This window comes from Streptomyces sp. NPDC006430 (genome assembly GCF_040612395.1).
In the GTDB taxonomy this organism is placed as follows: domain Bacteria; phylum Actinomycetota; class Actinomycetes; order Streptomycetales; family Streptomycetaceae; genus Streptomyces.
This window is the reverse complement of record NZ_JBEXQA010000002.1, coordinates 434594-458650: the sequence shown is the minus strand read 5'-3', so window position 1 is coordinate 458650 and position 24057 is coordinate 434594. Positions and strand designations below refer to the sequence as shown.

At 70.2% G+C, this 24057-nt stretch carries 26 protein-coding genes; 15 read left to right on the top strand and 11 right to left on the bottom strand.

The window, feature by feature from the left end; all coding sequences use genetic code 11:
• Positions 1-21 precede the first annotated feature (21 nt).
• A complete protein-coding gene (locus ABZZ20_RS05265; RefSeq protein WP_356866879.1) occupies positions 22-1428 on the bottom strand; it encodes a family 2B encapsulin nanocompartment shell protein in 1407 nt (468 codons plus the stop codon).
• Between the two features lie 225 nt (positions 1429-1653).
• Here ABZZ20_RS05265 and ABZZ20_RS05260 point away from each other — a divergent pair, with 225 nt between their 5' ends.
• The 5 genes from ABZZ20_RS05260 (at position 1654) to ABZZ20_RS05240 (ending at position 5209) form a co-directional block, all read left to right on the top strand.
• Positions 1654-2109, top strand: coding sequence for an Rrf2 family transcriptional regulator (locus ABZZ20_RS05260; protein WP_356866877.1), 456 nt, complete (start codon positions 1654-1656; stop codon positions 2107-2109).
• Positions 2110-2240: 131 nt separating this feature from the next.
• Positions 2241-3446 (top strand): globin domain-containing protein, encoded by a 1206-nt coding sequence (locus ABZZ20_RS05255; RefSeq protein WP_356866876.1) that lies wholly within the window; start codon positions 2241-2243, stop codon positions 3444-3446.
• A 150-nt stretch (positions 3447-3596) separates the two neighbouring features.
• Entirely contained in the window at positions 3597-4187 is a 591-nt protein-coding gene (locus ABZZ20_RS05250; protein ID WP_356866874.1) for an N-acetylmuramoyl-L-alanine amidase, read from the top strand.
• Between the two features lie 60 nt (positions 4188-4247).
• The gene (locus tag ABZZ20_RS05245) at positions 4248-4598 is read left to right on the top strand and encodes a hypothetical protein (RefSeq protein WP_356866872.1); all 351 of its coding nucleotides are present in this window, start codon (positions 4248-4250) and stop codon (positions 4596-4598) included.
• 128 nt (positions 4599-4726) lie between these two features.
• Positions 4727-5209: a hypothetical protein gene (locus tag ABZZ20_RS05240; RefSeq protein WP_356866870.1), complete on the top strand. Its 483-nt coding sequence runs from the start codon at positions 4727-4729 to the stop codon at positions 5207-5209.
• A gap of 168 nt (positions 5210-5377) precedes the next feature.
• Here ABZZ20_RS05240 and ABZZ20_RS05235 read toward each other — a convergent pair whose 3' ends face one another.
• Positions 5378-6484, bottom strand: coding sequence for a helix-turn-helix transcriptional regulator (locus ABZZ20_RS05235; protein WP_356866868.1), 1107 nt, complete (start codon positions 6482-6484; stop codon positions 5378-5380).
• A 322-nt stretch (positions 6485-6806) separates the two neighbouring features.
• Here ABZZ20_RS05235 and ABZZ20_RS05230 point away from each other — a divergent pair, with 322 nt between their 5' ends.
• The 3 genes from ABZZ20_RS05230 to ABZZ20_RS05220 all read left to right on the top strand — a co-directional run bounded on the left by ABZZ20_RS05230 (position 6807) and on the right by ABZZ20_RS05220 (position 8748).
• Positions 6807-7037 (top strand): hypothetical protein, encoded by a 231-nt coding sequence (locus tag ABZZ20_RS05230; protein WP_356866866.1) that lies wholly within the window; start codon positions 6807-6809, stop codon positions 7035-7037.
• Positions 7038-7303: 266 nt separating this feature from the next.
• Positions 7304-7513 carry a DUF397 domain-containing protein gene (locus tag ABZZ20_RS05225; RefSeq protein WP_356866864.1) on the top strand — a complete coding sequence of 70 codons (210 nt, stop codon included), beginning with the start codon at positions 7304-7306 and terminating at the stop codon, positions 7511-7513.
• A gap of 284 nt (positions 7514-7797) precedes the next feature.
• Entirely contained in the window at positions 7798-8748 is a 951-nt protein-coding gene (locus ABZZ20_RS05220; protein WP_356866862.1) for a pyridoxal-phosphate dependent enzyme, read from the top strand.
• A 99-nt stretch (positions 8749-8847) separates the two neighbouring features.
• On the opposite strand, the gene ABZZ20_RS05215 is transcribed toward ABZZ20_RS05220, so the two are convergent.
• Positions 8848-10425: a Na+/H+ antiporter gene (locus ABZZ20_RS05215; RefSeq protein WP_356866860.1), complete on the bottom strand. Its 1578-nt coding sequence runs from the start codon at positions 10423-10425 to the stop codon at positions 8848-8850.
• Positions 10426-10514: 89 nt separating this feature from the next.
• Complete coding sequence (locus tag ABZZ20_RS05210) at positions 10515-10676, bottom strand: hypothetical protein (RefSeq protein WP_356866858.1); 162 nt, start codon at positions 10674-10676, stop codon at positions 10515-10517.
• A gap of 146 nt (positions 10677-10822) precedes the next feature.
• Here ABZZ20_RS05210 and ABZZ20_RS05205 point away from each other — a divergent pair, with 146 nt between their 5' ends.
• From ABZZ20_RS05205 to ABZZ20_RS05195, 3 genes are all read left to right on the top strand, one after another.
• On the top strand, positions 10823-11083 hold the full coding sequence (locus ABZZ20_RS05205) for a UBP-type zinc finger domain-containing protein (RefSeq protein WP_356866856.1): 261 nt from the start codon (positions 10823-10825) through the stop codon (positions 11081-11083).
• A 204-nt stretch (positions 11084-11287) separates the two neighbouring features.
• Entirely contained in the window at positions 11288-11701 is a 414-nt protein-coding gene (locus ABZZ20_RS05200) for an anti-sigma regulatory factor (protein WP_030153599.1), read from the top strand.
• Positions 11698-12723, top strand: coding sequence for an RNA polymerase sigma factor SigF (locus ABZZ20_RS05195; protein ID WP_356866854.1), 1026 nt, complete (start codon positions 11698-11700; stop codon positions 12721-12723). Before ABZZ20_RS05200 ends, ABZZ20_RS05195 begins: the two co-directional genes overlap by 4 nt.
• A 66-nt stretch (positions 12724-12789) precedes the next feature.
• Here the strand turns inward: ABZZ20_RS05195 and ABZZ20_RS05190 are convergent, their stop codons facing one another.
• Positions 12790-13227: a hypothetical protein gene (locus tag ABZZ20_RS05190; protein WP_356866852.1), complete on the bottom strand. Its 438-nt coding sequence runs from the start codon at positions 13225-13227 to the stop codon at positions 12790-12792.
• 84 nt (positions 13228-13311) lie between these two features.
• Between ABZZ20_RS05190 and ABZZ20_RS05185 the strand changes: the two genes are divergently transcribed.
• Both ABZZ20_RS05185 and ABZZ20_RS05180 read left to right on the top strand, forming a co-directional pair.
• On the top strand, positions 13312-14277 hold the full coding sequence (locus ABZZ20_RS05185; RefSeq protein WP_356866850.1) for a diacylglycerol kinase family protein: 966 nt from the start codon (positions 13312-13314) through the stop codon (positions 14275-14277).
• A 322-nt stretch (positions 14278-14599) separates the two neighbouring features.
• Positions 14600-14857: a WhiB family transcriptional regulator gene (locus ABZZ20_RS05180; RefSeq protein ID WP_004937597.1), complete on the top strand. Its 258-nt coding sequence runs from the start codon at positions 14600-14602 to the stop codon at positions 14855-14857.
• A gap of 165 nt (positions 14858-15022) precedes the next feature.
• On the opposite strand, the gene ABZZ20_RS05175 is transcribed toward ABZZ20_RS05180, so the two are convergent.
• Together ABZZ20_RS05175 and ABZZ20_RS05170 are read right to left on the bottom strand one after the other, a co-directional pair.
• Positions 15023-16492, bottom strand: a complete 1470-nt coding sequence (locus ABZZ20_RS05175; protein ID WP_356867235.1) for a PAS domain-containing sensor histidine kinase — start codon at positions 16490-16492, stop codon at positions 15023-15025.
• A 396-nt stretch (positions 16493-16888) separates the two neighbouring features.
• The gene (locus ABZZ20_RS05170; RefSeq protein ID WP_356866848.1) at positions 16889-17482 is read right to left on the bottom strand and encodes a TetR/AcrR family transcriptional regulator; all 594 of its coding nucleotides are present in this window, start codon (positions 17480-17482) and stop codon (positions 16889-16891) included.
• Between the two features lie 85 nt (positions 17483-17567).
• On the opposite strand from ABZZ20_RS05170, the gene ABZZ20_RS05165 reads away from it, so the two are divergent.
• Positions 17568-18329: an SDR family oxidoreductase gene (locus tag ABZZ20_RS05165; RefSeq protein ID WP_356866846.1), complete on the top strand. Its 762-nt coding sequence runs from the start codon at positions 17568-17570 to the stop codon at positions 18327-18329.
• A gap of 20 nt (positions 18330-18349) precedes the next feature.
• Here ABZZ20_RS05165 and ABZZ20_RS05160 read toward each other — a convergent pair whose 3' ends face one another.
• Positions 18350-19405 carry an SIS domain-containing protein gene (locus tag ABZZ20_RS05160; protein ID WP_356866845.1) on the bottom strand — a complete coding sequence of 352 codons (1056 nt, stop codon included), beginning with the start codon at positions 19403-19405 and terminating at the stop codon, positions 18350-18352.
• A gap of 195 nt (positions 19406-19600) precedes the next feature.
• On the opposite strand from ABZZ20_RS05160, the gene nagB reads away from it, so the two are divergent.
• A complete protein-coding gene (gene nagB / locus ABZZ20_RS05155) occupies positions 19601-20386 on the top strand; it encodes a glucosamine-6-phosphate deaminase (RefSeq protein ID WP_356866843.1) in 786 nt (261 codons plus the stop codon).
• A gap of 208 nt (positions 20387-20594) precedes the next feature.
• Here the strand turns inward: nagB and ABZZ20_RS05150 are convergent, their stop codons facing one another.
• From ABZZ20_RS05150 to ABZZ20_RS05140, 3 genes are read right to left on the bottom strand one after another with little or no spacing between them, the layout of a single operon-like run.
• On the bottom strand, positions 20595-22100 hold the full coding sequence (locus tag ABZZ20_RS05150; protein WP_356866841.1) for a glycoside hydrolase family 3 protein: 1506 nt from the start codon (positions 22098-22100) through the stop codon (positions 20595-20597).
• Positions 22101-22106: 6 nt separating this feature from the next.
• Positions 22107-22943 (bottom strand): carbohydrate ABC transporter permease, encoded by an 837-nt coding sequence (locus tag ABZZ20_RS05145; protein WP_356867233.1) that lies wholly within the window; start codon positions 22941-22943, stop codon positions 22107-22109.
• A gap of 56 nt (positions 22944-22999) precedes the next feature.
• On the bottom strand, positions 23000-24043 hold the full coding sequence (locus ABZZ20_RS05140) for a sugar ABC transporter permease (RefSeq protein ID WP_356866839.1): 1044 nt from the start codon (positions 24041-24043) through the stop codon (positions 23000-23002).
• Positions 24044-24057: the final 14 nt, after the last annotated feature.

Below are 24057 nucleotides of genomic sequence, written 5' to 3'. Positions count from 1 at the left end.
AGGTCGTCCTCGGCCGGCCCGTCAGCGCCAGCGGGCGATCTCGACGTTCTCCAGGATGCCGAGCGCGTCCGGCACCAGCACCGCGGCGGAGAAGTAGGCGGTGACCAGGTAGGAGATGATCGCCTGCTCGCTGATGCCCATGAAGCGCACCGACATGCTCGGCTCGATCTCGTCCGGGATGCCCGGCTGGTGCAGGCCGATCACGCCCGACTCGTCCTCGCCCGTACGCATGCACAGGATCGACGTCGTCCGTGCGTCGCTGATCGGGATCTTGTTGGACGGGAAGATCGGTACGCCCCGCCAGGAGGGCACCCGGTGCCCGCCGACGTCGATCGACTCCGGGTACAGGCCGCGCTTGTTGCACTCGCGCCCGAACGCGGCGATGGCCTTGGGGTGGGCGAGGAAGAGCTTGGAGCCGCGCCGCATGCTGAGCAGCTGGTCCATGTCGTCGGGGGTGGGTGCTCCGTCGTGGGGCTGGATGCGCTGGTCGTAGTCGGCGTTGTGGAGGAGGCCGAACTCGCGGTTGTTGAGCATCTCGTGCTCCTGGCGCTCGCGCAGCGCCTCGACCGTGAGCCGCAACTGCTGCTCGGTCTGGTTCATCGGCTGGTTGTACAGGTCGGCGACGCGGGTGTGCACCCGCAGGACCGTTTGTGCAATGGAGAGTTCGTACTCGCGCGGCTTGGCGTCGTAGTCCACGAAGGTGCCGGGCAGGACGGCCTCGCCCTGGTGGCCGGCGGAGAGGTCGATCGCCGCCTCGCCGTACTTGTTGGTGCGTTGGGGCGGCAGGGCCCGTACGGTCTCCACGTGCTCGCGCAGCGAGTCGACCCGGTCGGCGAGGAGCCGGAAGTCCTGGCGGGACAGGACGAGCGCGGTTCCGGAGGTGACGGCGCGGGCGGTGTACTCCCAGATCGCCTCGTCGTCGACGAGACAGTCCTCGCCGAAGTAGGCGCCGTCGGCGACGGTCCGCAGGACCGCGTCGTCGCCGTAGGGGCCGGGGCCGACCTGTTCGATGCGTCCGTGGGCGAGCAGGAACACCTTGTCGGAGGCACTGCCGAAGGAGGTCAGTTCCTGACCCGCCTCGAAGTCGATCTGCCGGCACCGCTGGGCGAGTTCGGCGAGCACCTCCGGGTCCTCGTACGTCCGCAGCAGCGGAAGCTCGCCGAGCTCGGCCGGGATGACCTGGACCTGGGTCCCGGTCTTGATGAACTCCACGCGTCCGTCGCCGACCGAGTAACTCAGTCGCCGGTTCACCCGGTATGTGCCGCCCTGCACGGACACCCACGGGAGCATCTTCAGGAGCCACCGCGAGGTGATCTCCTGCATCTGCGGGGCGGACTTGGTCGTGGTTGCCAAGTTCCGCGCGGCCGATGTGCCAAGGCTCCGCTGCGGAGCCTGGAGCTCGGATTCGGAACCTGCCTGGACCGACATGTGTTTCCCTTTCGATCACTCCATGGACCTGCGGGACGCAGCCTTCCAGTACGGAACGTGGTGAGACCATTACACAAAAGGGTGGGACTACTCCGTCCGAGCATGGGCACCCTTTTGAGTTCACTCCCTCCCCAGGAGTCCATTCCCACCCCAGCGAATTCAGCCATCCCGCGTTTCGGGATCTTTAATTTGCACACGAGATGCAAGTTTCCTAGGGTGTAGCCCATGCGGTTGACCCGATTCACCGACGTGGCGCTACGCGTCCTGATGCGCCTGGCCGTTGCGGAGACGGACCTCCCGACCACCCGCGAGGTGGCGTCGACCATGGAGGTCCCGTACACGCATACGGCCAAGGTGGTCGCCAAACTGCAACATCTCGGCCTGATCGAGGCACGGCGCGGTCGCGGCGGAGGGCTCGCCCTGACCGCCGCCGGGCGAGCCGCCTCGGTGGGCGGGGTGGTCCGCGAACTGGAGGGCGCGGGCGACGTGGTGGACTGCGAGGGCACCACCCCGTGCCCACTGCGCGGGGCCTGCCTCCTGCGGGGCGCCCTACGTCGGGCCCAGGACGCCTTCTTCGCCACACTGGACCCGCTGACGGTGAACGACCTCGTCGCAGCACCCACCGGGCCACTGCTCCTGGGGATCTCGACCGGAGCGCCGGGCAGGGCCGAAGGACCCTGAGCCCGAGGGCCGATTGGCCGGTTCCCGCCGCCAGGCCGCCCCACCTAGGGTGAAGCCATCGGTAGCTCGAACGGGTGTACCCACGCCCAAAAATACGTATCTCAAATACCAATTATCACAAGGAGTGCCGGATGCTGTCCGAGAAGTCCACCGAGACCGTACGCGCCACCCTGCCCGCAGTCGGTGCGGCCATCGGCGACATCACCGAGCTCTTCTACACGAAGATGTTCGCGGCCCACCCGGAACTGCTCCGCGACCTGTTCAACCGCGGCAACCAGAACGCCGGCCTCCAGAAGCAGGCGCTCGCCGGCTCCATCGCCGCGTTCGCGACCCACCTCGTCGCCCAGCCGGAGACCCGTCCCGACGTGATGCTCCAGCGGATCGCGCACAAGCACGCCTCCCTCGGCGTGACCCGCGAGCAGTACCCGATCGTCCACAAGCACCTCTTCGAGGCGATCGTCGAGATCCTCGGCGAAGCCGTCACCCCCGACGTGGCCGAGGCCTGGGACGAGGTCTACTGGCTGATGGCCAACGCCCTCATCACCATCGAGGAGCGGCTCTACGCCGAGCAGCAGGTCATCGGGGGCGACGTCTGGCGCACCTGGACGGTCGCCGCCCGCATCGAGGAGACCGCGGACTGCACCACCTTCCACCTCACCCCGGCGGACGGCGCGCCCGCCCCCTCCTTCAAGCCGGGCCAGTACGTCTCGGTCCAGGTCGAACTCCCGGACGGCGCACGCCAGATACGCCAGTACAGCCTCTCCAGCTCCCCCGACTCCCCGATCCGCGCGATCACCGTGAAGCGGGTCCACGGCGCAGCCGCCGCCGGCCCCGACGGGGAGGTGTCGAACCACCTCCACGCCCGGGTCGCGGTCGGCGACACCCTGCGCGTCTCGGCCCCGTACGGCGACCTGGTCCTGCGCGACTCCACGGCGCCGATCCTGCTCGCCTCGGCCGGGATCGGCTGCACGCCGATGCTCTCGATGCTGGAGCACCTCGCCAACACCGGACACACCGCGCCGGTGACCGTGCTGCACGCCGACCGCTCCCCCGCCGACCACGCCCTGCGCGGCGACCACCGCGCGCTGGCGCACAAGCTCCCCGACGCCACGGCGCACTTCTGGTACGAGGACGCCACCGAGGGCGCGGAGCCGGGCGACCGCGAGGGCCTGCTCGACCTGGCGGAGGTTCCGGTCGCACCCGGCACCACGGCGTACCTGTGCGGACCGCTCCCCTTCATGCGGGCCGTGCGCGCGCAGCTGCTCGCCAAGGGCGTACCGGCCGCCGACATCCACTACGAGGTCTTCGGCCCGGACCTGTGGCTGGCCTCCGCGTAACTCCTGCGATGGGCGGGCCGATCGGGACGAGTGTCCGGATCGGCTCGCTCGCTGTACGAATGCACTAGCCCGGAAGGACCACCTCCACTACACCGGAGAGCAATGAGGCGGACACGTAAGGTGACCGCCAGCACCGGAGGGAGGTGGGCCGTGTCCGCACCCATGTCCGCGAGCCGGTTCATCGACGTCTTGCGGCGCGAGGGCCTGACCGTCGTCGAAGTCGGGGCCTGGCGCACCCACAACCGCAACCACAAGGGCCCCTGGGGCCCGGTGAACGGGGTGATGATCCACCACACCGTCACGCACGGCACCGCGTACACCGTCCAGCTCTGCCGCGACGGCGACGCGGCCCTCCCGGGACCGCTCTGCCACGGCGTGATCACCAAGGACGGCCGGGTCCACCTGGTCGGCTACGGCCGCGCCAACCACGCCGGGTCGGGCGACGCCGACGTCCTGGCGGCGGTGATCGCGGAGAGGCGCCTCCCGCCGGACCGCCACGCGAACACCGACGGCAACCGGCACTTCTACGGCTTCGAGTGCGAGAACCTCGGCGACGGCGAGGACCCGTGGCCCGCGGTCCAACTCGACGCGATGGCCCGTGCGGCAGCCGCCGTGTGCCGGGTCCACGGCTGGACCGAACGCTCGGTGATCGGCCACCTCGAATGGCAACCCGGCAAGATCGACCCGAAGGGGTTCACCATGGACTCCTTCCGCACCCGCGTCGGCGAACGCCTCTCATAGGCGGGTGACTTGGGCTTGCCCGGCGGATCACGCCCGGGCAAGCCCCCGTAGGTTGGCGCCATGTCTTCCGTACTCGTCGTTGGTTACGACCCGCAGGCCATACCCGGAATCGATGCGCAGGCCCTTCGTGCGGCCCTGGACGCGGAGCTGGCGCGTTTCGGCGAGCACGGCATCGACGCGGAGATGGCGCTGGTCGTGTTCGACGCCGCGAGCGACTCCGCACTTGCCGCCTCCTTGGCCCGGCGCCCCTGGGACGTGGTGGTCGTGGGGGGCGGGATCCGCAAGACGGAACAGCTGCTGCCGCTCTTCGAGCGCATCCTGAACCTGATCCGCCGCCATGCTCCCCAGGCCGCGATCGCCTTCAGCACCAGTGGCGGGGACAGCGTCGAGGCGGCTGGCCGCTGGCTCTGAGCACGCCCCCGTCGGACACCCGTCCCGGGGCTCGCCGGCTGAACTGCTCACGGGTGTGTCAGTGCCCTGGCGTAGCGTGCGTACCGAATGCGTGGGGTGGTGATCTGCGCGGACGGGTGGGGAGCGGCATGAGTGATCGTAGGGAGTGGCCGGCGGGGCGTGACAAGGACGCCGCGCTGATCATCAGGACCGCCTACGGCGATGATCAGGCATGGGCGGCCGTGAAAGCGGCGCTGATGATGGCCTGGGGCGAGGACGACGACTTCGAGCCCTACGTCCACATCGTCGACGATCCGAAGTGGGCGGGAACCACACCCGCTCAGGTCCTCTCCGAGGCGTCCGCACAGGCAGAGCGCCACAGCGTCGTCTACCTCGCCGACCACACCTCGATGCGGGAGAGCCCTGTCACCTTGCTGGCGCTGTCCCTGCTCACCAGGGAGCAGTGCGAAAGCGACGAGGAGTTCGAGGCGGACGGTGGCTCGTTCCGCGTGGTGCCGTACGGGATCCACGAGATGAACGCGAACCTGATGATCGCGAACCTGGACTTCGGTGACTTCGCGGACGCGGCCGAGGGTGATCCCGATGGGGTCTTCCGGGGCTTTGGCGGATGAAGCGCTCACCCCGCCGTCTCGCACGCCGAGTCGCCACCTGAAGCGCTGGGCCCCATCAGGTTCCACTGGGTGGGCGAAGACCCTCGACCCACGACGCTGGATGCCCCCGAAGCTGCGCCCCGACCATGCGGCGGCCTGCACCACGCGCCGAGTCTCAGTGGCCGGCTGTCAGGTCTGTTCGATCTCCGCCATGAGGAGTCGCAGTGTCAGGGAGTGCTTTTCCGGCGGCAGGGCGTCCAGCGCTGTGCGTGCGTACGCGGCCCCGCCCAACAGATCTCCGGACCGGGCGAGCATGAGGCCCCGGTGCATCTCAAGGTGAGTCGCGAACCGAGGCAGCTCTGCGGGCAGTTCTCGGCGTGCTGCTTCCTGGGCTTCCACGGCTCCGCGTTCGTCTCCCAAACGTGCGAGGAGCAGCGACAGGAAGACGTTCATCCGCCACCAGGGCACGGCGTAGTCGCTGGTCTGTTCGTGCGATCCAGCACTGTCGAAGATGCGCCGCCCGTCGTCGGCCAGCTTGAGAGCAGTTTTGCGGTCGCCTCGGATCGCTGCCGCGTGGGCCTTGCCCATGACGGCGTTGAGGAGTCCCAGTGACGGGCGTTCCGATATGGCCAGGGCTTGATCGGCCAGCACATCAGCGACACCCAGTGACGCGCCTTCGTAGCCCAGGGCGATAGCGGCACGTCCCCGGACCCACACGCGCGCTTCGTCGTTGCCGGACTCGTCAGCGGCTCTCGCCGCCATCCGGTACCAGTGCACGGCCTTGGAGCCGTCCGAACCGGGGAACGTCTTGGCGTAGAGGGTCATCAGGCGGGAGGCGACGGACCACAGCCAGGGGTCTTCGAGTTGCTGCTGCACGGTGACGAGTTCCCCGGAAACCCGACGCTGGATGTCCGCCGCGCCCATGGACATGTACTCGGTGCCGTACGTCGTGAGCTTGGCCTCCCACTCGTCGGCTGACGGCCCGCCATGGAGCCGGGCGGCGAATCCTGCGCTGATCAGATCGGAGGCGACGACAGGGGCTATGGCGGCCCCGGCCACATCGGTAAGGAACTCGCGTCGGTCCACTTCACCTTCAAGGACAGCTAGGGGAACGTCGAGCACGGCAGACAGCGCGGCCAGGTAAAACGGGCCGGGCCTGACCTTGGAACGCTCCCAGTTGCTCACGTACTCCCGGGTCAGCGTCGTGCCGTGAACCTTGTTGATCTCCGAAGCTAACCGCCCCTGGCTCCAGCCACGAGCCTTGCGGAGATCCCGAATCAGCTCCCCGATGTCCATGCGGCCATCTTGCTACTAGCCATGCCACTAGACAGCGGGATTCCGGGGCTCGGGGGATGGTTGCCACTACGGATCACACTAGGCCGGGCCGCCCGGCGGCGGAACGATGCCCAGCACCGAGGGTGACACGGAGGTGCAGCATGGCGACGGCAGCACGGCAGGAAGCGACCTGGCCAGAGGGCCCGGAGCCTCCCGCCCATGAGTGCGGGGTGTGCCGCGCGCTGGACGCTGACCTGAAGGTGGCCGAAGCAGTCGGAAACCTGGGTGCTGCCGAACTGTTGCGTACCGAGCTGCGCAACCACTCCCGCGATAGGGGGGCGGCATGACCGTTCGAACCGTCCTGCGCTACGTCCGCTACGTCATGCACCGCCACCCCTCGGCGGAGACCACGGCCACCGCACGATGCCTGAATCCGGACTGTCGGTGGACTTCCGCACCGACCGGGAACGCGGACGTGTGCACCGACATGTGCATTGAGCACACGGGGAGGACCGGACACATGACCTTCCTGCGGGAGTTCTCGGAAGTCGTCGTGGTGGAGCGTGTCCCGTGAGCGGACGAACCCGGATGACGGTCCCGGTGCTCCACGGCGACTCAGCCGGCGAACCCCTGGTGTTCCGATCGGGCGAGCCCGTACGTCCCCTTGGTACGCGACCCCATCAACGTGGCCCGGTTCCGTCGCGAGGGCTACTGGGAGGGCTTCGGGGACGAGTTCCCGCCCTGTCAGTGCCCGATGCACACAGGCCCCCGCCCCGAGTGAGGCGGGCAGTAGAACGGCGCGGGGACCGCTTCCCCGCAGCACGGCGAAGGGAAGGCACCATGACCAAGATTCCCGACTACGAGTTCCGCACGTCCAGCGCGTGCACGTACGAGAACAACAACCCGCGCTGCGTGGAGGTCGCCACCAACGTTCCCGGCAAGGTAGTGGTGCGCAGCTCTGAGACGGGCCGCGCGGTCGAGTTCACGCCCACGGAATGGACCGACTTCCTCACCGGTGCCAAGCTGGGAGAGTTCGACCTCTCGGCCTAGGAGACACGGTGCAGGAGTGCCCCCGCTGCGGCGGCGAAGCGGTACAGGACCCCGAGCATGACCGGTCGCTTTGGTGCCTCTCCTGCTGGCACTCCTGGGCCCTCCCTCGAGAGATCCGCTGTCCGGGCTCCCTGCCTCGTCACTCCCCCGGTCTGCGTGCCCTGAACGAACACCGGAACCTGAACCGCTGAACACGCACGAGCCCCGTCCGGCAACGGCGAGCGCCACCGCTGGGCGGGGCTTTGTCTTTCCCCAGCACCGCCTGGACCAGCCACAATGGACGGGTGAACCGCCCCGCGAACGTTGACGTGCTCTTGCAGCCACGCCCACCGTCCCCGTTGCAGGAGATCCGTGACGACAGGTTCGAGCGGCACGGCGTCCGCTTGCTGCTGAAGCGCGACGACCTGATCCACACCACCATCCCGTGGGACACGGATCTACTGGGACCCGTGGACCTGCACCCTCCGGGGAACAAGTGGCGCAAGCTCGCGCCGAACCTGCGGGCCGCCGTGGCCGGGGGGCGTACGGGGCTGGTGACGTTCGGCGGGGCGTACTCGAACCACCTGCGGGCCACCGCGGCGGCCGGGCGGCTGCTGGGGATGGCGAGCGTCGGGATCGTCCGCGGCGACGAGTTGGCCGGACGGGCGCTGAACGGTTCGCTGGCCCGGTGTGCGGCGGACGGGATGCGGTTGCACTTCGCGGCGCGGTCGGACTACCGGCGCAAGGCCGAGCCCGAGGTACTGGCACGGCTGCTGACCGGGGCCGGTGCGTCCGACGCGTACGTCATCCCCGAGGGCGGCAGCAATGCGCTGGCGCTGCACGGTTGCGCGGAGCTGGGGCAGGAGCTGCGCGGCACGTCCGACGTGGTCGCGGTGGCCTGCGGCACCGGCGGCACCCTGGCCGGCCTGGCAGCGGGTCTCGCCCCCGGGCAGCGGGCCCTGGGCGTGCCCGTCCTCAAGGGCGGTTTCATGGCGGCGGAGATACGTTCCCTCCAGCACCGGGCGTTCGGCGGCCCGGCCGGGGACTGGAGCCTGGCGGAGGACTTCCACCACGGTGGCTACGCCCGGGTCCCGGCCGCCCTGGAGGCCTTCGCCGCCGACTTCGGGGCCCGGCACTGCCTCCCCGTCGAGCGGATCTACGTGGCCAAGCTCCTTTGGGCCCTGACGTCCCTCACGGAGTCGGGCGCCTTCCCGCGGGGCACCACCCTGGCAGCCGTCATCACGGGCAGCCCGTAAAGCCGGCCGCGCGGGAAACCGAACCCGCCACCCGCAGGAGGAGGGGCCGGGGGGCTGGTCCCAGCGCCGCACTGGGCGGCCCGCGGGGCGGCTCCGGGCTCAGGCCGTTTCCTCCCGGTAGGCCGCCGCCTCCTCCAGGTCCAGCCTGCGCAGCAGCCCCCGCAGCATCTCGTCGTCGATCTGGCGGCGGTCCCGCTGGTTCACGAACACCTCGCGCTCCGACGCGATCATCTCCCGTGCCAGGCGCCGGTAGACGTCGTCCGCCGATTCACCGGTGACGGGGTTGACCTCGCCCAGTCGTTCCCACACCGCGTTGCGCCGGCGTTCCATCACCGTACGGAGCCGCTGCGCCAGGGGTGGCGGCAGGGCGTTCTCCGGTTCGGCCAGCAGTTCCGCCAGTCGCTCCTCCGCCGCCCGCGAGGCCTCGCTCTGGGCCTGGGCCTCCGCCAGGGTCTCGGCCTGCACGTCCCGCGGCGGCAGCCGTAGCAGCCGGATCAGTGGCGGCAGGGTGAGGCCCTGGACGACCAATGTGCCGATCACCGTCGTGAAGGTCAGGAAGAGGATCAGGTTCCGGTGCGGCACGCTCATCGGCACGGAGAAGGCGATCGCCAGCGAGACCACTCCGCGCATCCCTGCCCAGCCCACGATGACCGGAGCCTTCCAGGTGGTGTCCGGCTCCCGCGTCCGGATCCGCTCCGACAGCCGGGGTACGAAGGTGGCCGGGAAGACCCACACGAAGCGGGCCACCACGACCGCGAGGAACACCGCCAGCGCGTACCAGGCCGCGTCCCAGCCCTCGTACTCCGCAAGTCCCTTCAGGACCACCGGCAGCTGGAGGCCGATCAGCGCGAAGACCACCGACTCCAGGACGAAGGCGACCATCCGCCACACCGCCTCCTCCTGGAGCCGGGTGGCGAAGTCGACCTGCCAGTTGCGGTGCCCGAGGTACAGCGCGACCACGACCACCGCGAGCACGCCCGAGGCGTGCACCCGCTCGGCCGCCGCGTACGCCACGAACGGGATCAGCAAGGACAAGGTGTTCTGCAGCAGCGGCTCCCGCAGGTGTTTGCGCAGGTGGTGGATCGGCACCATCAGCAACAGGCCCACCCCGACGCCCCCCACCGAGGCGAGCAGGAACTCCGCGATACCGCCCGCCCAGCCGGCGCTCACCCCGACGGCCGCGGCCAGCGCCACCTTGTACGCGGTGATCGCGGTGGCGTCGTTGACGAGGGACTCGCCCTGGAGGATGGTCGTGATCCGGTTCGGCAGCCCGAGCTTGCGGGCGATGGCGGTGGCCGCCACCGCGTCGGGCGGCGCGATCACCGCGCCCAGCACCAGCGCCACGGGCAGCGAGAGGCCCGGTACCACCAGGTACGCCGCGTACCCGACGGCGAGCGTCGCGAAGAGCACGTACCCCACCGACAGCAGCGCCACGGGCCGTACGTTCGCCCGCAGGTCCAGGTACGAGCTGTCCACGGCGGCCGTGTACAGCAGGGGCGGGAGCAGCAGCGGCAGCACGATGTGCGGGTCGAGGGTGTACGAGGGCACGCCCGGGACGTACGAGGCGAGCAGACCGGCGGCGACCAGCAGCAGCGGGGCGGGAACCGGGGTCCAGCGTGCGGCGCCCGCGACGATCGCGCTGCCCGCCACCAGCGCCACCAGCGGCAATACCTCCACGAAGATCGATCCTCATTCCTCGGCCGCCCGTACGCCGCCCATCATGGCGTGCTTTCCTGCCCGACGGGAGGAAGACCCCGCCCTCCCGTTCACGTCCCGGTCATGAAACGCCCGGTAGTTGCCGCACGTCCACTCCCGGACGCCGGGGCACGCGCCTCGGGGAAGAGGCGCAGGAAGATGAGCAGGAACCGGAGCGGGAACGAGCGTCCGGCCGCGTCCGGGCACGCCCGCTCGACGGAGGAGGCCCGCATCGCGCACACCGTAGGGACGTATTGTGGAGGGAATCAAGGCCAGGTGAAAGCGTTACGCAACGACACCCCGCTGCTTCGCATTTCCGGCCCGTGGACGCCGTCCGCCCCGAAACTGAAGGCCGGCGTTTCCGTACGAGGAGAGTGCGATGAGCGAGTGCAGCCATGTTGCCGAACTGCCGCGCCCCGAGCCCGTCCCGACTGCGCTGACCTGCACCGAATGCCAGGTGCTCGGCAGCCATCCGGTGCAGCTGCGGATGTGCTTGGGGTGCGGGCACGTGGCGTGCTGCGACTCGTCCCCGCACCGACACGCCACCGCGCACTACCAGAGCACCGGCCATCCGGTCATGCGGAGCTTCGAGCCGGGCGAGACGTGGCGGTGGTGTTTTGTCGACGGTTCGATCGTCTGAAGCGGGGTAGGTCAACCCTCCGCCGGTTCCCCTGATTTGGGCCCGCAGACCCCTAGCCACTGTGCGTACCCATGGACTTACCATCAGTCACTGGCCGTGGGCGGGGGTGCCAGAAACGGGCGCCATGAGGGGTGCCGCGACACGATCGCCCGGATCGCGATAGCGTCACCGGCGAACAGAGCTCGTACCACCTTGGAGGTGAGGGTGTCCCAGATCGCAGGCGAGCCCGGGACCCAGGACTTCGTGGAAGTCCGGCTGCCCGCTGCGGGTGCCTACCTGTCGGTGCTGCGAACGGCCACGGCCGGCCTCGCGGCACGTTTGGACTTCACCCTCGACGAGATCGAGGACCTCCGCATCGCGGTGGATGAGGCCTGCGCGATCCTGCTCCAACAGGCCGTGCCGGGCTCCGTCCTCAGCTGCGTCTTCCGGTTGGTCGACGACTCGCTGGAGGTGACGGTCTCGGCGCCGACCACGGACGGACGTGCGCCGGAGCGCGACACGTTCGCCTGGACCGTGCTGTCGGCACTGGCCGGCAAGGTCGAGTCCACGGTCGAAGAGGACCGGACGGTGAGCATCAGCCTCTACAAACAGCGCGGCGCGGGTCCAGGCCCGGCGTGAACGGCGGGGAGATCCCGGTGCGGGGCGGGGATCGGCCCCGGGCACTACACGAGGTCGGCGGCATCCCGGAGCAGCAGCACGCCCGGCCGCACCCGGCTGACGCGGATGCGGAAGACGGCTTTTTGGACTCGGCGGAGCGACGGGCGGGCCCTATGAGCGAGAACCAGCACGAAGAACCACGATCTTCACAGCCACCCGGGGCCGCTGCCACGGCCCCGGAGCCGGAACGGGCGCCGGCGGCCCCGGCGCCTCCGGCGCTGCCCGATCCGCGCGACCGCAGCGGCGCGCGGGCCCTATTCATCGAGCTGCGGGCGCTGCCCGACGGCTCGACGGAGAAGGCCGAGCTGCGCAACCGGCTGGTGCGGATGCACCTGCCCCTGGTCGAGCACCTCGCCCGGCGGTTCCGCAACCGCGGCGAACCGCTGGACGACCTGACCCAGGTCGCCACGATCGGCCTGATCAAGTCGGTGGACCGGTTCGACCCGGACCGCGGGGTCGAGTTCTCCACGTACGCGACCCCCACCGTGGTCGGCGAGATCAAGCGCCACTTCCGCGACAAGGGCTGGGCGGTGCGCGTGCCGCGGCGGCTCCAGGAGCTACGGCTCTCGCTGACCACGGCCACGGCCGAACTGTCCCAGCAGCACGGCCGCTCCCCCACGGTCCACGAGTTGGCGGAACGGCTCGGGATTTCCGAGGAGGAGGTACTGGAGGGGCTGGAATCGGCCAATGCCTACAGCACGCTGTCGCTGGACGTCCCGGACACCGACGACGAGTCGCCGGCGGTCGCGGACACCCTGGGCGCGGAGGACGAAGCCCTGGAGGGCGTCGAATACCGCGAGTCACTCAAACCGCTGCTGGAGGGGCTACCTCCGCGGGAGAAGCGGATCCTGCTGCTGCGGTTCTTCGGCAACATGACCCAGTCGCAGATCGCGCAGGAGGTCGGCATCTCCCAGATGCACGTCTCCCGCCTGCTGGCCCGCACCCTGGCCCAGCTGCGCGAGAAGCTCCTGGTCGAGGAGTAGGAGCAGGAGCAGGAGCAGGAGCAGGCAAGGATCGGGAGTGCGGCCGGAGGGGCCGGCCGTACGGGGCTATCGGGCCTGCTCGCCGGGCCCGATCCCCAGCGCCTCGGTCGCCGTCGGGTTCACCAGGAGGGCCACGACGGCCACCGCGGCCACAGCCAGCGCCACGGCGGCGGCGATCATCGCGCCGCCCGCGGTGTACAGGGTCCACGCCACCGGCAGCGCCATCAGCTGGGTGATCAGCGCGGGCCCGCGGCTCCAGCGGCGGCGCAGGCGCAGCCCGCGGGCCGCGATCAGCGGCAGGGCGGCGAGCAGGAGCAGGGTGACGCCACCGGTCTCGGCCTGCTGCGGCGAGTCGGGGTCGCCGGCGATGCCCACGAACAGCATGTAGAGGCCGAGGCCGGTCAGCGCCAACCCCTCCAGGGCGGTCAGCGCCGCGGCGGCGGTGAGCCGTCCGGGCAGCGGGGCGGTGGGCTGGGCTGCGGCGAGGGTGGGCTTCGTACTCACCCCAGCAGGGTAGCCGCGGGCCCGCACGCCCGGAGGGGGCGGGCAGTATGGGCTGCATATGAACGGGTCGGTAGGCTGACGTTCATGCGTGCACTCCTCGTGGCCAACCCAGCAGCGACGACCACCAGTGCGCGCACGCGCGACGTCCTCACCCACGCCCTGGCCAGCGAGATGAAGCTGGAGGCGGTGACCACCGAGTACCGCGGCCACGCCAGGGACCTGGGGCGCAAGGCGGTCGAGAACGGCATCGACCTCGTCGTGGCCCTGGGCGGCGACGGCACGGTCAACGAGGTGGTCAACGGACTCCTGCACGACGGGCCCGATCCGGACCGGCTGCCCCGACTCGCGGTGGTCCCCGGCGGCTCCACCAATGTCTTCGCCCGCGCGCTCGGACTGCCCAACGATGCGGTCGAGGCGACCGGTGCCCTGCTGGACGCGCTGCGCGAGCGGCGCGAGCGGACGGTGGGCCTGGGACTGGCGGCCGGCACCCCGGGCACGGAGGACGAGTCGGTTCCGGCGCGCTGGTTCACGTTCTGCGCGGGCTTCGGCTTCGATGCGGGAGTGGTGGGGCGGGTCGAGCAGCAGCGGGAGCGGGGCAAGCGTTCGACGCACGCGCTGTACGTACGACAGCTGATGCGCCAGTTCTGGGATGAGCCGAACCGGCGCCACGGCACCGTGACCCTGGAGCGCCCCGGCGCGGATCCCGTCACCGGCCTCGTGCTGTCGATAGTCTGCAACACCTCGCCGTGGACATATCTGGGCAACCGTCCGCTTTATGCCTCTCCGGACGCGTCGTTCGATACTGCGCTTGACGTATTGGCACTCAACCGTTTGTCAACTCCGGCCGTCGCCCGCTACGCCACACAGCTCCTGACCTCGACTCCTGAGCGCGGTCCGCGCGGCAAGCACGCGCTGTCTCTGCACGATCTGACCGACTTCACCTTGCATTCGAAGGTTCCGCTTCCGTTCCAGATGGACGGAGACCACCTCGGTCTACGGACCAGCGTTCGGTTCACAGGCGTACGCCGTGCACTGCGTGTGATTGTGTGAGTGGAAGGCCCCAAAGTCCTTTCACTCGAACGTTTACACGCCGGTCCACCCTCAAGATGTAGGGCTGTGACCTAGTAGACACCGACGAATCAAAAAAAACTTTCCGGAAGGGGTTGTATCCCCGTCCGAGGTTTGCGAATCTCTTCATGGCGATCGGGACAGCCCGCAGCACCCGGCACCCACACAGACCGCCAGAACCCCTCCACGAGTCCCTGACTGACCTTCCAGGTAACTGGCTGGTCGCCCTTCCCTCACGGGGGGATTCGTGAAAGCGTTCACATTCACAAGCAACCTGCCCGCAATACAAGGAGATGGAGCAGCCATGGACTGGCGTCACAACGCCGTTTGCCGCGAGGAAGACCCGGAACTCTTCTTCCCCATCGGCAACACCGGTCCTGCGCTGCTGCAGATCGAGGAAGCCAAGGCCGTCTGCCGCCGCTGCCCCGTCATGGAGCAGTGCCTGCAGTGGGCGCTTGAGTCCGGTCAGGACTCCGGCGTCTGGGGCGGTCTCAGCGAGGACGAGCGCCGCGCGATGAAGCGCCGCGCCGCTCGCAATCGGGCGCGCAACGCCACCGCCTGACATCGACTTTCGAGCCTCGAGCCGCAGCGCGTAGCAACACCTGACAAGCGCTCAGCAACGTGCTCTTGAGCCCCGGACCGAGAACCTTCGGTCCGGGGCTCAGTGCTGTCCGGGGCAGGGTCCGTCACTCTGGGTGACGTCCCTCCTGTCGCCCTGTCGCTTACGCTACTTCTGCGGGCTGGCCGGGATGTCGAGGACGACCTTGGTCCCGCGCGGCTCGGCCCGGAGCATGTCGAACGTACCGCCGAGTTCACCCTCCACGAGGGTCCGTACGATCTGCAGCCCGAGGTTGCCCGCCCGCTGCGGGTCGAAGCCCTCGGGCAGACCGGAGCCGTCGTCGAGCACCGTGATCAGCAGCCGACCGTCCGCGCGACCGGAGCCGGTACGGATCGCGGACACCTCCACGGTGCCGCCCTCCCCCTGACCGAAGGCGTGCTCCAGGGCGTTCTGAAGGATCTCGGTCAGCACCATCGACAACGGGGTGGCGACCTCCGCGTCCAGGATCCCGAACCGGCCGGTGCGCCGGCAGTCCACCCTGCCCGGCGAGATCTCCGAGACCATCGCGATCACCCGGTCGGCGATCTCGTCGAACTCGACGCGCTCATCCAGGTTCTGAGACAGCGTCTCGTGCACGATCGCGATCGAACCGACGCGGCGGACGGCCTCGTTGAGCGCCTCGCGACCCTGGGGGGAATCCATCCGACGGGCCTGCAACCGCAGTAGCGCGGCCACCGTCTGCAGGTTGTTCTTGACCCGGTGGTGGATCTCCCGGATGGTCGCGTCCTTGGTGATCAATTCGCGTTCGCGACGGCGGAGTTCCGTGACGTCGCGGCACAGGACCAGGGAACCGATCCGGGTGCCCTTCGGCTTGAGCGGGATCGCGCGCAGTTGGATGACCCCGCCGTTGCCTTCGACCTCGGTCTCCCGGGGAGCCCAGCCGCTGGCGAGCTTCGCGATCGCCTCGTCCACGGGGCCGCGGGAGGGGGCGAGTTCGGCGGTGGTGGTGCCCAGGTGCTGGCCGACGAGGTCGGAGGCGAGTCCCAGCCGGTGGTAGGCGGAAAGGGCGTTCGGCGAGGCGTACGTGACCACGCCGTCCGCGTCGAGCCGCATCAGGCCGTCCCCGGCGCGCGGCGAGGCGTCCATGTCGACCTGCTGACCGGGGAACGGGAAGGAGCCGGCCGCGATCATCTGCGCCAGGTCGGAGGCGGACTGGAGGTAGGTGAGCTCCAGTCGGCTGGGGGTGCGCACGGTGAGCAGGTTGGTGTTGCGCGCGATCACGCCCAACACCCGGCCCTCGCGGCGCACCGGGATGGACTCGACGCGGACGGGCACCTCCTCGCGCCACTCCGGGTCGCCCTCGCGCACGATCCGGCCCTCGTCGAGCGCGGCGTCCAGCAGCGGGCGCCGGCCGCGCGGCACCAGGTGGCCGACCATGTCGTCCTGGTACGAGGTGGGACCAGTGTTGGGGCGCATCTGCGCGACCGAGACGTACCGGCTGCCGTCGAGGGTGGGCACCCAGAGCACGAGGTCGGCGAAGGACAGGTCGGAGAGCAGCTGCCACTCCGAGACCAGCAGGTGGAGCCACTCCAGGTCGGTTTCACTGAGAGCGGTGTGCTGGCGTACGAGGTCGTTCATGGAGGGCACGTGGCGAGCGTACCCCGGGTACGGACCATGACTTTCCCCACGACGGTACCCGGGAGTATCCAGGAAGGGCGGAGTCCGCGTACTGTTGGAGGAAGTGACCGGGTACGAGAACCCGATATTGGATGGACAGAACAGAATGGTCTAGTCCACAATTGACTAAACTTCCGCCCTCCCCGCACAGGAGGACGGATCGAGGTAAGCCGCGCGCTCTGCCCTGACCGCGCAGGCACCTCCCACCGGCCGCCGGGAACCGCACACCCGCCGGCCGTAAGTACTCCGGGCTACGGTGCCGGGCGGGTTGAGGGTCCCGTCCTGCACCGTGGCCCAGAGGAATTTTCGGGGTGGAAATTTCGGGGTGGTTCTCCCCCCGGTGCGACCGCGTGCGAGCTAGTACGGCCAGGCGCCCATCGCCAGCTCCGCCACCGCCTCCAGCTCCTCCCGACTCGCCCCGTCGCGCGACTGCTGGGACATCCCCACGAGCACTGCCAGCGCATAGCGGGCCAGCGCCTGCACGTCCGTGTCGGCGGGTAGGACGCCGGCGGCGACGTCCGCCCGGATCCTGCGCCCGAACACCTCCAGGTGGGCGTTGCGCCGCTCGCGCAGGGCCTGCGCGACCTCCTGCGAGGTGGTGTTGACGGCCGCACTGAGCACCAGACAGCCCGGAGGGTGGGCCGGGTCGGTGTAGATCGCGGCGGCCTCCCGCAACACGCGCTCCAGACCGGCCCGGGCGGTGGGCTCCTCGACGAGGGCCGCGGCGGCGAAATCCGCGTACCGGCCGCCGTACACCACCACGACCTCGTCGAAGAGCTTGCGCTTGTCCCCGAACGCCGCGTACAGGCTGGGCGCGCTGATGCCGAGCGAGGACGTCAGGTCGGAGATCGAGGTCCCTTCGTAGCCGTGCTCCCAGAAGGCGAGCAGCGCCCGGTCGAGGGCGGCGTCGCGGTCGAAGGAGCGGGGCCTGCCGCGCTGTCCGGTCACCATGCGCTCATTCTATAGCGGCCGTTATGGAATCTGGTACGGTTCATTTCTGTAGCGACCACTAGCAAATTCTGAAGGGGGGCGCGTCATGGGCGTGCTCAAGGGGAAGACGGCACTGGTCACGGGCGGCAGCCGGGGGATCGGACGGGCGATCGCGCAGCGGCTGGCCCGCGACGGGGCCCTGGTCGCCGTGCACTACGGACGGAACGAGGCGGCGGCGAAGGAGACGGTGGCGGCCATCGAGGCGGCCGGCGGGCGGGCGTTCGCGATCGGGGCCGAGCTCGGGGTCCCGGGCGACGCGCAGGCGCTGTGGGCGGCGTACGGCGCGCACCCGCTGCACACCGAGGGGGTCGACATCCTGGTGAACAACGCGGGCGGCGCGACGTTCGCCGGCATCGCGGACACCGACGAGGACACCTACGACCGGGTGCACGCGCTCAACGCGAAGGCGCCGTTCTTCGTGATCAAGCACGGGCTCGGGCGGCTGCGGGACGGGGGCCGGATCGTGAACGTGACCGGAACCCCGGACATCGCCCTGCCGGCGATCCTGGCCACGATCACGGCCAAGGGGGCGGTGAACGCCCTGACCCGGTCCCTGGCCGCCGAACTGGCCCCGCGCGGGATCACCGTGAACTCGGTGGGCCCCGGCATCACCGACACCGAACTCAACGCGGCCTTGCTGGCGGACCCCGCGACACGCGCGCACGCCTCCTCCCGCTCCGTGTTCGGGCGGGTGGGCACGGTGGACGAGGTCGCCGACGTGGTGGCCTTCCTGGCCTCGGCGGACTCCCGCTGGGTGACCGGCCAGCACGTGGACGCGACGGGCGGGCTCCAGCTCTCGCTGCTCTGAGCGGCCGGGCCCGGATCCGCTCAGCGGGTCTCCGTCACCTTGGCCAGGGCCCGCGGGGCGTCCGGGTCCTGCCCCCGGGCGATGGTCACCTCGTACGCGAGGAGCTGGAGCGGAAGGATCTCCAGCAGGGGCTGCAGCTCCTCGGGTACGCCGTCGATGGGCAGCGCGAACCCGGTCGTCGCCTGCTCGACCTGTTCCTTCGGACCGACGGCGAACAGGTCGGCACCCCGTCCGCGCAGCCGGTCGAGCACGGGCTGCAGGGCCTCGCCGCCGCGACCGTCGGGGACGACCGCGATCACCGGGGAGACGTTGTCGACCATGGCCAGCGGACCGTGCAGGAGGTCGGCGCCGGAGTAGGCGAGGGCGGGGATGTAGCTGGTCTCCATGAGCTTGAGGGCCGCCTCGCGGGCGGTCGGATAGCCGAAGCCGCGGGAGGTGACCACCATCCGCTCGGCGAAGCGGTACCGCGCGGCCAGGTCCCGCACCTCCTCGCCCCGCGCGAGCACCTCTTCGGCGAGCCCCGGCAGCCCCGCTGCGGCGCGGGTCCCGTCCGCCCCCCGCAGGCCCTCGCCGAACAGGAAGAGCGCGAGCAGCGCGGCGGTGTAGGTCTTGGTGGCGGGCAGGGCCTTCTCGGGCCCGGCGAGGACGTCGATCTGGTATTCGGCGACGGCGGCGAGGCCCGAGTCGGGGTTGTTGGTGACGGCGAGCGTGATCGCTCCGGCGGTGCGGGCGGCCAGGGTGGAGGCGATCAGGTCGGGTGAGCCGCCGGACTGGCTCACGGTGACCACGAGGACGTCGTCGAGCCGGGGCTTGGCGTCGTACGCGGTGATGGTGGACATGGAACTGAGCCCGCAGGGCAGTCCGTGCCCGACTTCGAGCAGGTACTTCCCGTAGAGCGCGGCGTGGTCGGAACTCCCCCGCGCGGCGAGCAGGACGAACCTCGGCCGCCGCTCGGCGATCGCCCGGGCCGTCTGCGCGATGCCGGCCGCCCCGTCGGCGAGGATCCGCCGCCACACCCCGGGCTGCTGCCCGATCTCGGCGGCCATGATGCTCCCGGCCCGCTCCACCTCGGGCATGCGTCCACCTCCGCGTCCCAGTCTCGCCCGGTTGCCGGGCCGCCGCACGTCGCGCATCCGCCCCCGGAGAGGCCGGGAGGTCGGCTGCGGGGACCAGGATCACCATGGGAGCGGGCGGAGACCGACCGGAGGCGCCCCACCTCTGCTAGATTGGTCTATACCACATCGTCCCACCTCCAGATCGGCAGGCCCCGCGTGGAAGTTGTCATCGTCCCGGACGCCAAGGCAGGCGGCGAGCTCATCGCGGAGGCCATGGCCGCCCTGGTCCGCCGCAAGCCCGACGCCCTGCTCGGCGTGGCGACCGGCTCTACCCCGCTGCCCATCTACGCGGCCCTCGCCGCCAAGGTGAAGGCCGGTGAGGTCGACGCCTCCCGGGCCCGCGTCTGCCAGCTGGACGAGTACGTCGGCCTGCCGGCCGGACATCCGGAGTCCTACCGCGCCGTCGTGCTCCGCGAGGTCGTCGAGCCACTCGGCCTGTCCGAGTCCTCCTTCATGGGCCCCGACGGTTCCGCCGCCGACATCGTCGCCGCGTGCGAGGCGTACGACCGCGCCCTCGCCGAGGCCGGCGGCGTGGACCTCCAACTGCTCGGCATCGGCACGGACGGGCACATCGGTTTCAACGAGCCGTGCTCCTCGCTCGCCTCCCGCACCCGGATCAAGACGCTGACGGAGCAGACCCGCGTCGACAACGCGCGCTTCTTCGACCACGACTTGGACCAGGTCCCGCACCACGTCATCACCCAGGGCATCGGCACCATCCTCGACGCCCGCCACCTCGTCCTGCTCGCCACCGGCGAGGGCAAGGCCGAAGCCGTCGCGCAGACCGTGGAGGGCCCGCTGTCCGCGCTGGTCCCGGCCTCCGCGCTCCAGCTGCACCGGCACGCGACCGTGGTCGTGGACGAGGCCGCCGCCTCCAAGCTGAAGCTGGCGGACTACTTCCGCCACACGTACGCCAACAAGCCTGCGTGGCAGGGCCTGTAGGCCGGGCCACGACCGCGCACGACGGGCCGGGCCCCCTCGGGGGCCCGGCCCGGCCCGTCGGCCTTCCCCTTCGGCCCGGCCCACGTCCACGCCCCCCATCGCGGCACCGCCACACCAGCCGCCCCTACGTCCCCGACATGCCCGTGCCCCCGGGCGGGCGGCCGGGGGCACGGGACAGGGCGGACCGGGAGGGCCGGGCCGGAGGTGGTCAGACCCCGGCGATGACCTCCGCCGCCGCCCTGCCGCAGACGCGCGAGGCGCCGTGCGTCGCGATGTGCAGCGCGCCGCGCGGCTCCGCCCGCGGTACGCCCATCTCCACCACGACGGTGTCCGGGCGGGCCGCGACCAGCGCGTCCAGGACCTCGGTCATCCACGGGTGCCGGTGCGCGTCGCGCACCACCGCGACGACGGTGCGCTCGCCGGCCGCTGCCAGGACGTCCCCGGCCGTGGCGCCCTCCGGGTACACGCCGGACCCGGTTCCCGGTACCAGCGCGGCCAGTTCGCCCGCCACGCCCCACGGGGTCTCGTCCCCCACCGCGATGTTCGCGACGGGCGCGAGCGTCGCGACGTACGGGACCGACACGGGCGCCGCGGTACCGGAGACGACCACCGCACGGCGGGCGGCCTCCAGACCGATGCCGGGCGCGCTCCCCTCCAGCGCGCCCGGCACGACGGCGGCCCGGGCCTGCCGGGTCCACGAGGCCAGTGCCCGGACCCGGGCGGCGGCGTCGGCGAGCCGCTCCTGGGGGAGCGCGCCCTCCCGCACGGCCGCGACCAGGGCATCGCGCAGCCGGAGCACGGTGGCCTCGTCGGCGAGCCCGCCGCCGACGCAGATCGCGTCGGCGCCGGCCGCGATGGCGAGGACCGAGCCGCGCTCGATGCCGTACGTCCCGGCGATGGCGTTCATCTCCATGCCGTCGGTGACGATCAGGCCCTCGTAGCCGAGCTCCTTGCGCAACAGAGCGGTCAGGATCTGCGGGCTGAGCGTGGCCGGCCGGGTCGGGTCGAGGGCGGGCACCAGGATGTGCGCGCTCATCACGGCCTTGGTGCCGGCCTCGATGGCCGCCTTGAACGGGATCAACTCACGGGCCTGGAGCGTGTCGAGGTCCACGTCGATCCGCGGCAGGGCGTGGTGCGAGTCGACGTTGGTGTCGCCGTGGCCCGGGAAGTGCTTGGTGCAGGCGGCGACACCGGCGCTCTGGAGTCCCTCGACGTAGGCGGCGGTGTGCCGGGCGGCGAGGTGGGTGTCCGCGCCGAAGGACCGGACACCGATGACGGGATTGTCCGGGTTGGAGTTGACGTCCGCGGACGGCGCCCAGTTGAGGTTGACCCCGCAATCGGCGAGGCGACGGCCCAGTTCGTGGGCGACGTCCCGGGTGAGTGCGGTGTCGTCGACGGCTCCGAGGGCCAGGTTGCCGGGGAAGGACGAGCCGCCGCGGACCTCCAGGCGGGTCACGTCGCCGCCCTCCTCGTCGATCGCGACGAGGACGTCCTCACGTTCGGCGCGCAACTGCGCGGTGAGCGCGGCCAGCTGGTCGGGCGAGGCGATGTTGCGGCCGAAGAGGCCGACGGCGGTGAGTCCTTCGCCGATCTGGCGGAGCAGCCAGGCGGGGGCGGTGGTCCCCTCGAAGCCGGGCTGGAGGACGGCGAGCGCGTCACGGGTCAGCTGGTCGTTCGCATCGCTGCGGGTGGGGCGGTGCGCAAGGACAGTCACGGGCCGTTATCCCTTCACGGCGCCGGCGGTCATCCCGCCGACGGCCTTGCGCTGGAGGAAGATGAAGATGACCAGGACCGGGACCGCGAAGAGCGAGGACGCGGCCATGGTGGCACCCCAGTCGTTGCCGAAGGCGGTCTGGAACTGGGTCAGCCACAGGGGCAGGGTCTGCGCGGTCTTGTCCTTGTTCAGGATCAGCACCATCGCGAACTCGTTCCAGGCGGTGATGAAGCCGAAGAGCGAGGTGGACATCAGACCGGGGGCCAGCAGCGGGAAGATCACCTTGCGGAAGGCCTGGCCGCGGGTGCAGCCGTCGATCTGGGCAGCCTCCTCCAGCGTCACCGGGACGGCCGCGATGAAGCCGCGCAGGGTCCAGATGGTGAAGGGCAGGACCATCACGAAGTAGATCGCGGTCAGCAGCGGGAGGCTGTTCAGCATCTCCGCATCGCGGGCGATCATGTACATCGCGATGACCATCACCTCCCAGGGGGCCATCTGCGCCATCATCACGCCGAGGACGAGGCCCTTGCGGCCCTTGAACTTCATGCGGGCGATGGCGAAACTCGCGGCGAGGGCCACGACCAGGGCCAGGACGACGGCGCCGACGGTGACCAGCAGGCTGTTCTGCACGTACGTCCAGAACAACTCGACGCCGGTGGCCTTGGTGAAGTTGTCCAACGTCGGGGTGAAGACGAAGACGGGGTCCTTGGAGAGGATCTGCCCGGACGGCTTGAAGGCCGAGGAGAACATCCAGTAGACGGGGAAGACGAAGACCACGGCCAGGGCCAGGGCGCCCAGGTTCCTCGCCACGACTCCGGGGCGGAGCGGGGGGCGCGTGCGCAGCTGTTGCGCGGGCTTCGGGGCGGCGGTGGCCGCGGGCTTCGGCGCGGTGGTGGTGCTCACTGCTCCTCCTCCTGCTTCAGGATCAGGCGGAAGTAGAAGGACATGACGATCACGAGCATCACGATCGTCAGGACGGAGATCGCTGCCGCGAGCGCGTAGTGGCCCTGGCTCTGGCCCTCGACGAAGGCGAAGACCGGCAGGGTCTCGGAGGCGCGGTCGGGGCCGCCGCGGTTCATCGCGTAGACCTGGGTGAAGGCCTTGAAGACCCAGATCACCTCAAGGAACGTGGTGACGAGGAAGAACGGCTTGAGGTTCGGGAAGACGACCTGCCAGAACGTCTGCCAGCCGTTCGCGCCGTCCATCCGCGCGGCCTCGTACAGCTCGCTGCTGACGGTGGTCAGACCGGCGTACATGTTGAGGGCGACGAAGGGGACGGAGCCCCAGACCACCAGGACCGTGCAGATCGTCAGCGTGGACAGGCCGGTCTCGAACCAGTTGTGCTGCTCGTAGCCGGAGAAGCCGAGCGTGCGCATGACCCAGTTCATGACGCCGAACTGCTCTTCGAACAGCCACTGGAAGACGGTCACCGATGCGACGATCGGCATCGCCCAGGCCATCACGAGGGCCATCGACAGGACCAGGCGCATCCACGTGCCCAGCCGGTTCAGCAGGATGCCGATGAGGCTGCCGATCACCATGATCAGTGCGACGTTGGCCGCGGTGAAGGCGAAGGTGCGGACGACGACGGTCCAGAAGTGCGAGTCGCCCAGCAGCTGGGTGTAGTTCTCGACGCCGTTGAAGGGCGCCTTCCGCTGGATGAACTCGATCTTGTCGACCTTCTGGAACGACAGGACCACGTTCTTGGTCAGCGGGTAAAGCAGCAGCGTGGCCAGACTCAGTACGGCCGGCCCGATCAGCAGGTACGGCAGCCACCCCGAGGGGAGCGACTTTCTGCCCCCGCGAGGAGACGGGGCCGTTCCCTTGGCTCCGGTGGGCCGCGACGTATGCAGCTCCTGCGGCTTCTGCGGCGTCTGCGGCCCACCGGACTTCTGTGGTGCGTCCTGTGGAGCGGTCGCCGCTCCCTGGGAATGCACGGTCATGTCTTGGTTTCCTC

What these genes read in the sequence shown, in the direction of transcription:
- ABZZ20_RS05265 (WP_356866879.1), bottom strand. Translation starts at nt 1,428, where the DNA reads ATGTCGGTCCAGGCAGGTTCCGAATCCGAGCTCCAGGCTCCGCAGCGG.
- ABZZ20_RS05260 (WP_356866877.1), top strand. Translation starts at nt 1,654, where the DNA reads ATGCGGTTGACCCGATTCACCGACGTGGCGCTACGCGTCCTGATGCGC.
- ABZZ20_RS05255 (WP_356866876.1), top strand. Translation starts at nt 2,241, where the DNA reads ATGCTGTCCGAGAAGTCCACCGAGACCGTACGCGCCACCCTGCCCGCA.
- ABZZ20_RS05245 (WP_356866872.1), top strand. Translation starts at nt 4,248, where the DNA reads ATGTCTTCCGTACTCGTCGTTGGTTACGACCCGCAGGCCATACCCGGA.
- ABZZ20_RS05240 (WP_356866870.1), top strand. Translation starts at nt 4,727, where the DNA reads ATGAGTGATCGTAGGGAGTGGCCGGCGGGGCGTGACAAGGACGCCGCG.
- ABZZ20_RS05235 (WP_356866868.1), bottom strand. Translation starts at nt 6,484, where the DNA reads ATGGACATCGGGGAGCTGATTCGGGATCTCCGCAAGGCTCGTGGCTGG.
- ABZZ20_RS05230 (WP_356866866.1), top strand. Translation starts at nt 6,807, where the DNA reads ATGACCGTTCGAACCGTCCTGCGCTACGTCCGCTACGTCATGCACCGC.
- ABZZ20_RS05225 (WP_356866864.1), top strand. Translation starts at nt 7,304, where the DNA reads ATGACCAAGATTCCCGACTACGAGTTCCGCACGTCCAGCGCGTGCACG.
- ABZZ20_RS05210 (WP_356866858.1), bottom strand. Translation starts at nt 10,676, where the DNA reads ATGCGGGCCTCCTCCGTCGAGCGGGCGTGCCCGGACGCGGCCGGACGC.
- ABZZ20_RS05205 (WP_356866856.1), top strand. Translation starts at nt 10,823, where the DNA reads ATGAGCGAGTGCAGCCATGTTGCCGAACTGCCGCGCCCCGAGCCCGTC.
- ABZZ20_RS05185 (WP_356866850.1), top strand. Translation starts at nt 13,312, where the DNA reads ATGCGTGCACTCCTCGTGGCCAACCCAGCAGCGACGACCACCAGTGCG.
- ABZZ20_RS05180 (WP_004937597.1), top strand. Translation starts at nt 14,600, where the DNA reads ATGGACTGGCGTCACAACGCCGTTTGCCGCGAGGAAGACCCGGAACTC.
- ABZZ20_RS05175 (WP_356867235.1), bottom strand. Translation starts at nt 16,492, where the DNA reads ATGAACGACCTCGTACGCCAGCACACCGCTCTCAGTGAAACCGACCTG.
- ABZZ20_RS05170 (WP_356866848.1), bottom strand. Translation starts at nt 17,482, where the DNA reads ATGGTGACCGGACAGCGCGGCAGGCCCCGCTCCTTCGACCGCGACGCC.
- ABZZ20_RS05165 (WP_356866846.1), top strand. Translation starts at nt 17,568, where the DNA reads ATGGGCGTGCTCAAGGGGAAGACGGCACTGGTCACGGGCGGCAGCCGG.
- ABZZ20_RS05160 (WP_356866845.1), bottom strand. Translation starts at nt 19,405, where the DNA reads ATGCCCGAGGTGGAGCGGGCCGGGAGCATCATGGCCGCCGAGATCGGG.
- ABZZ20_RS05140 (WP_356866839.1), bottom strand. Translation starts at nt 24,043, where the DNA reads ATGACCGTGCATTCCCAGGGAGCGGCGACCGCTCCACAGGACGCACCA.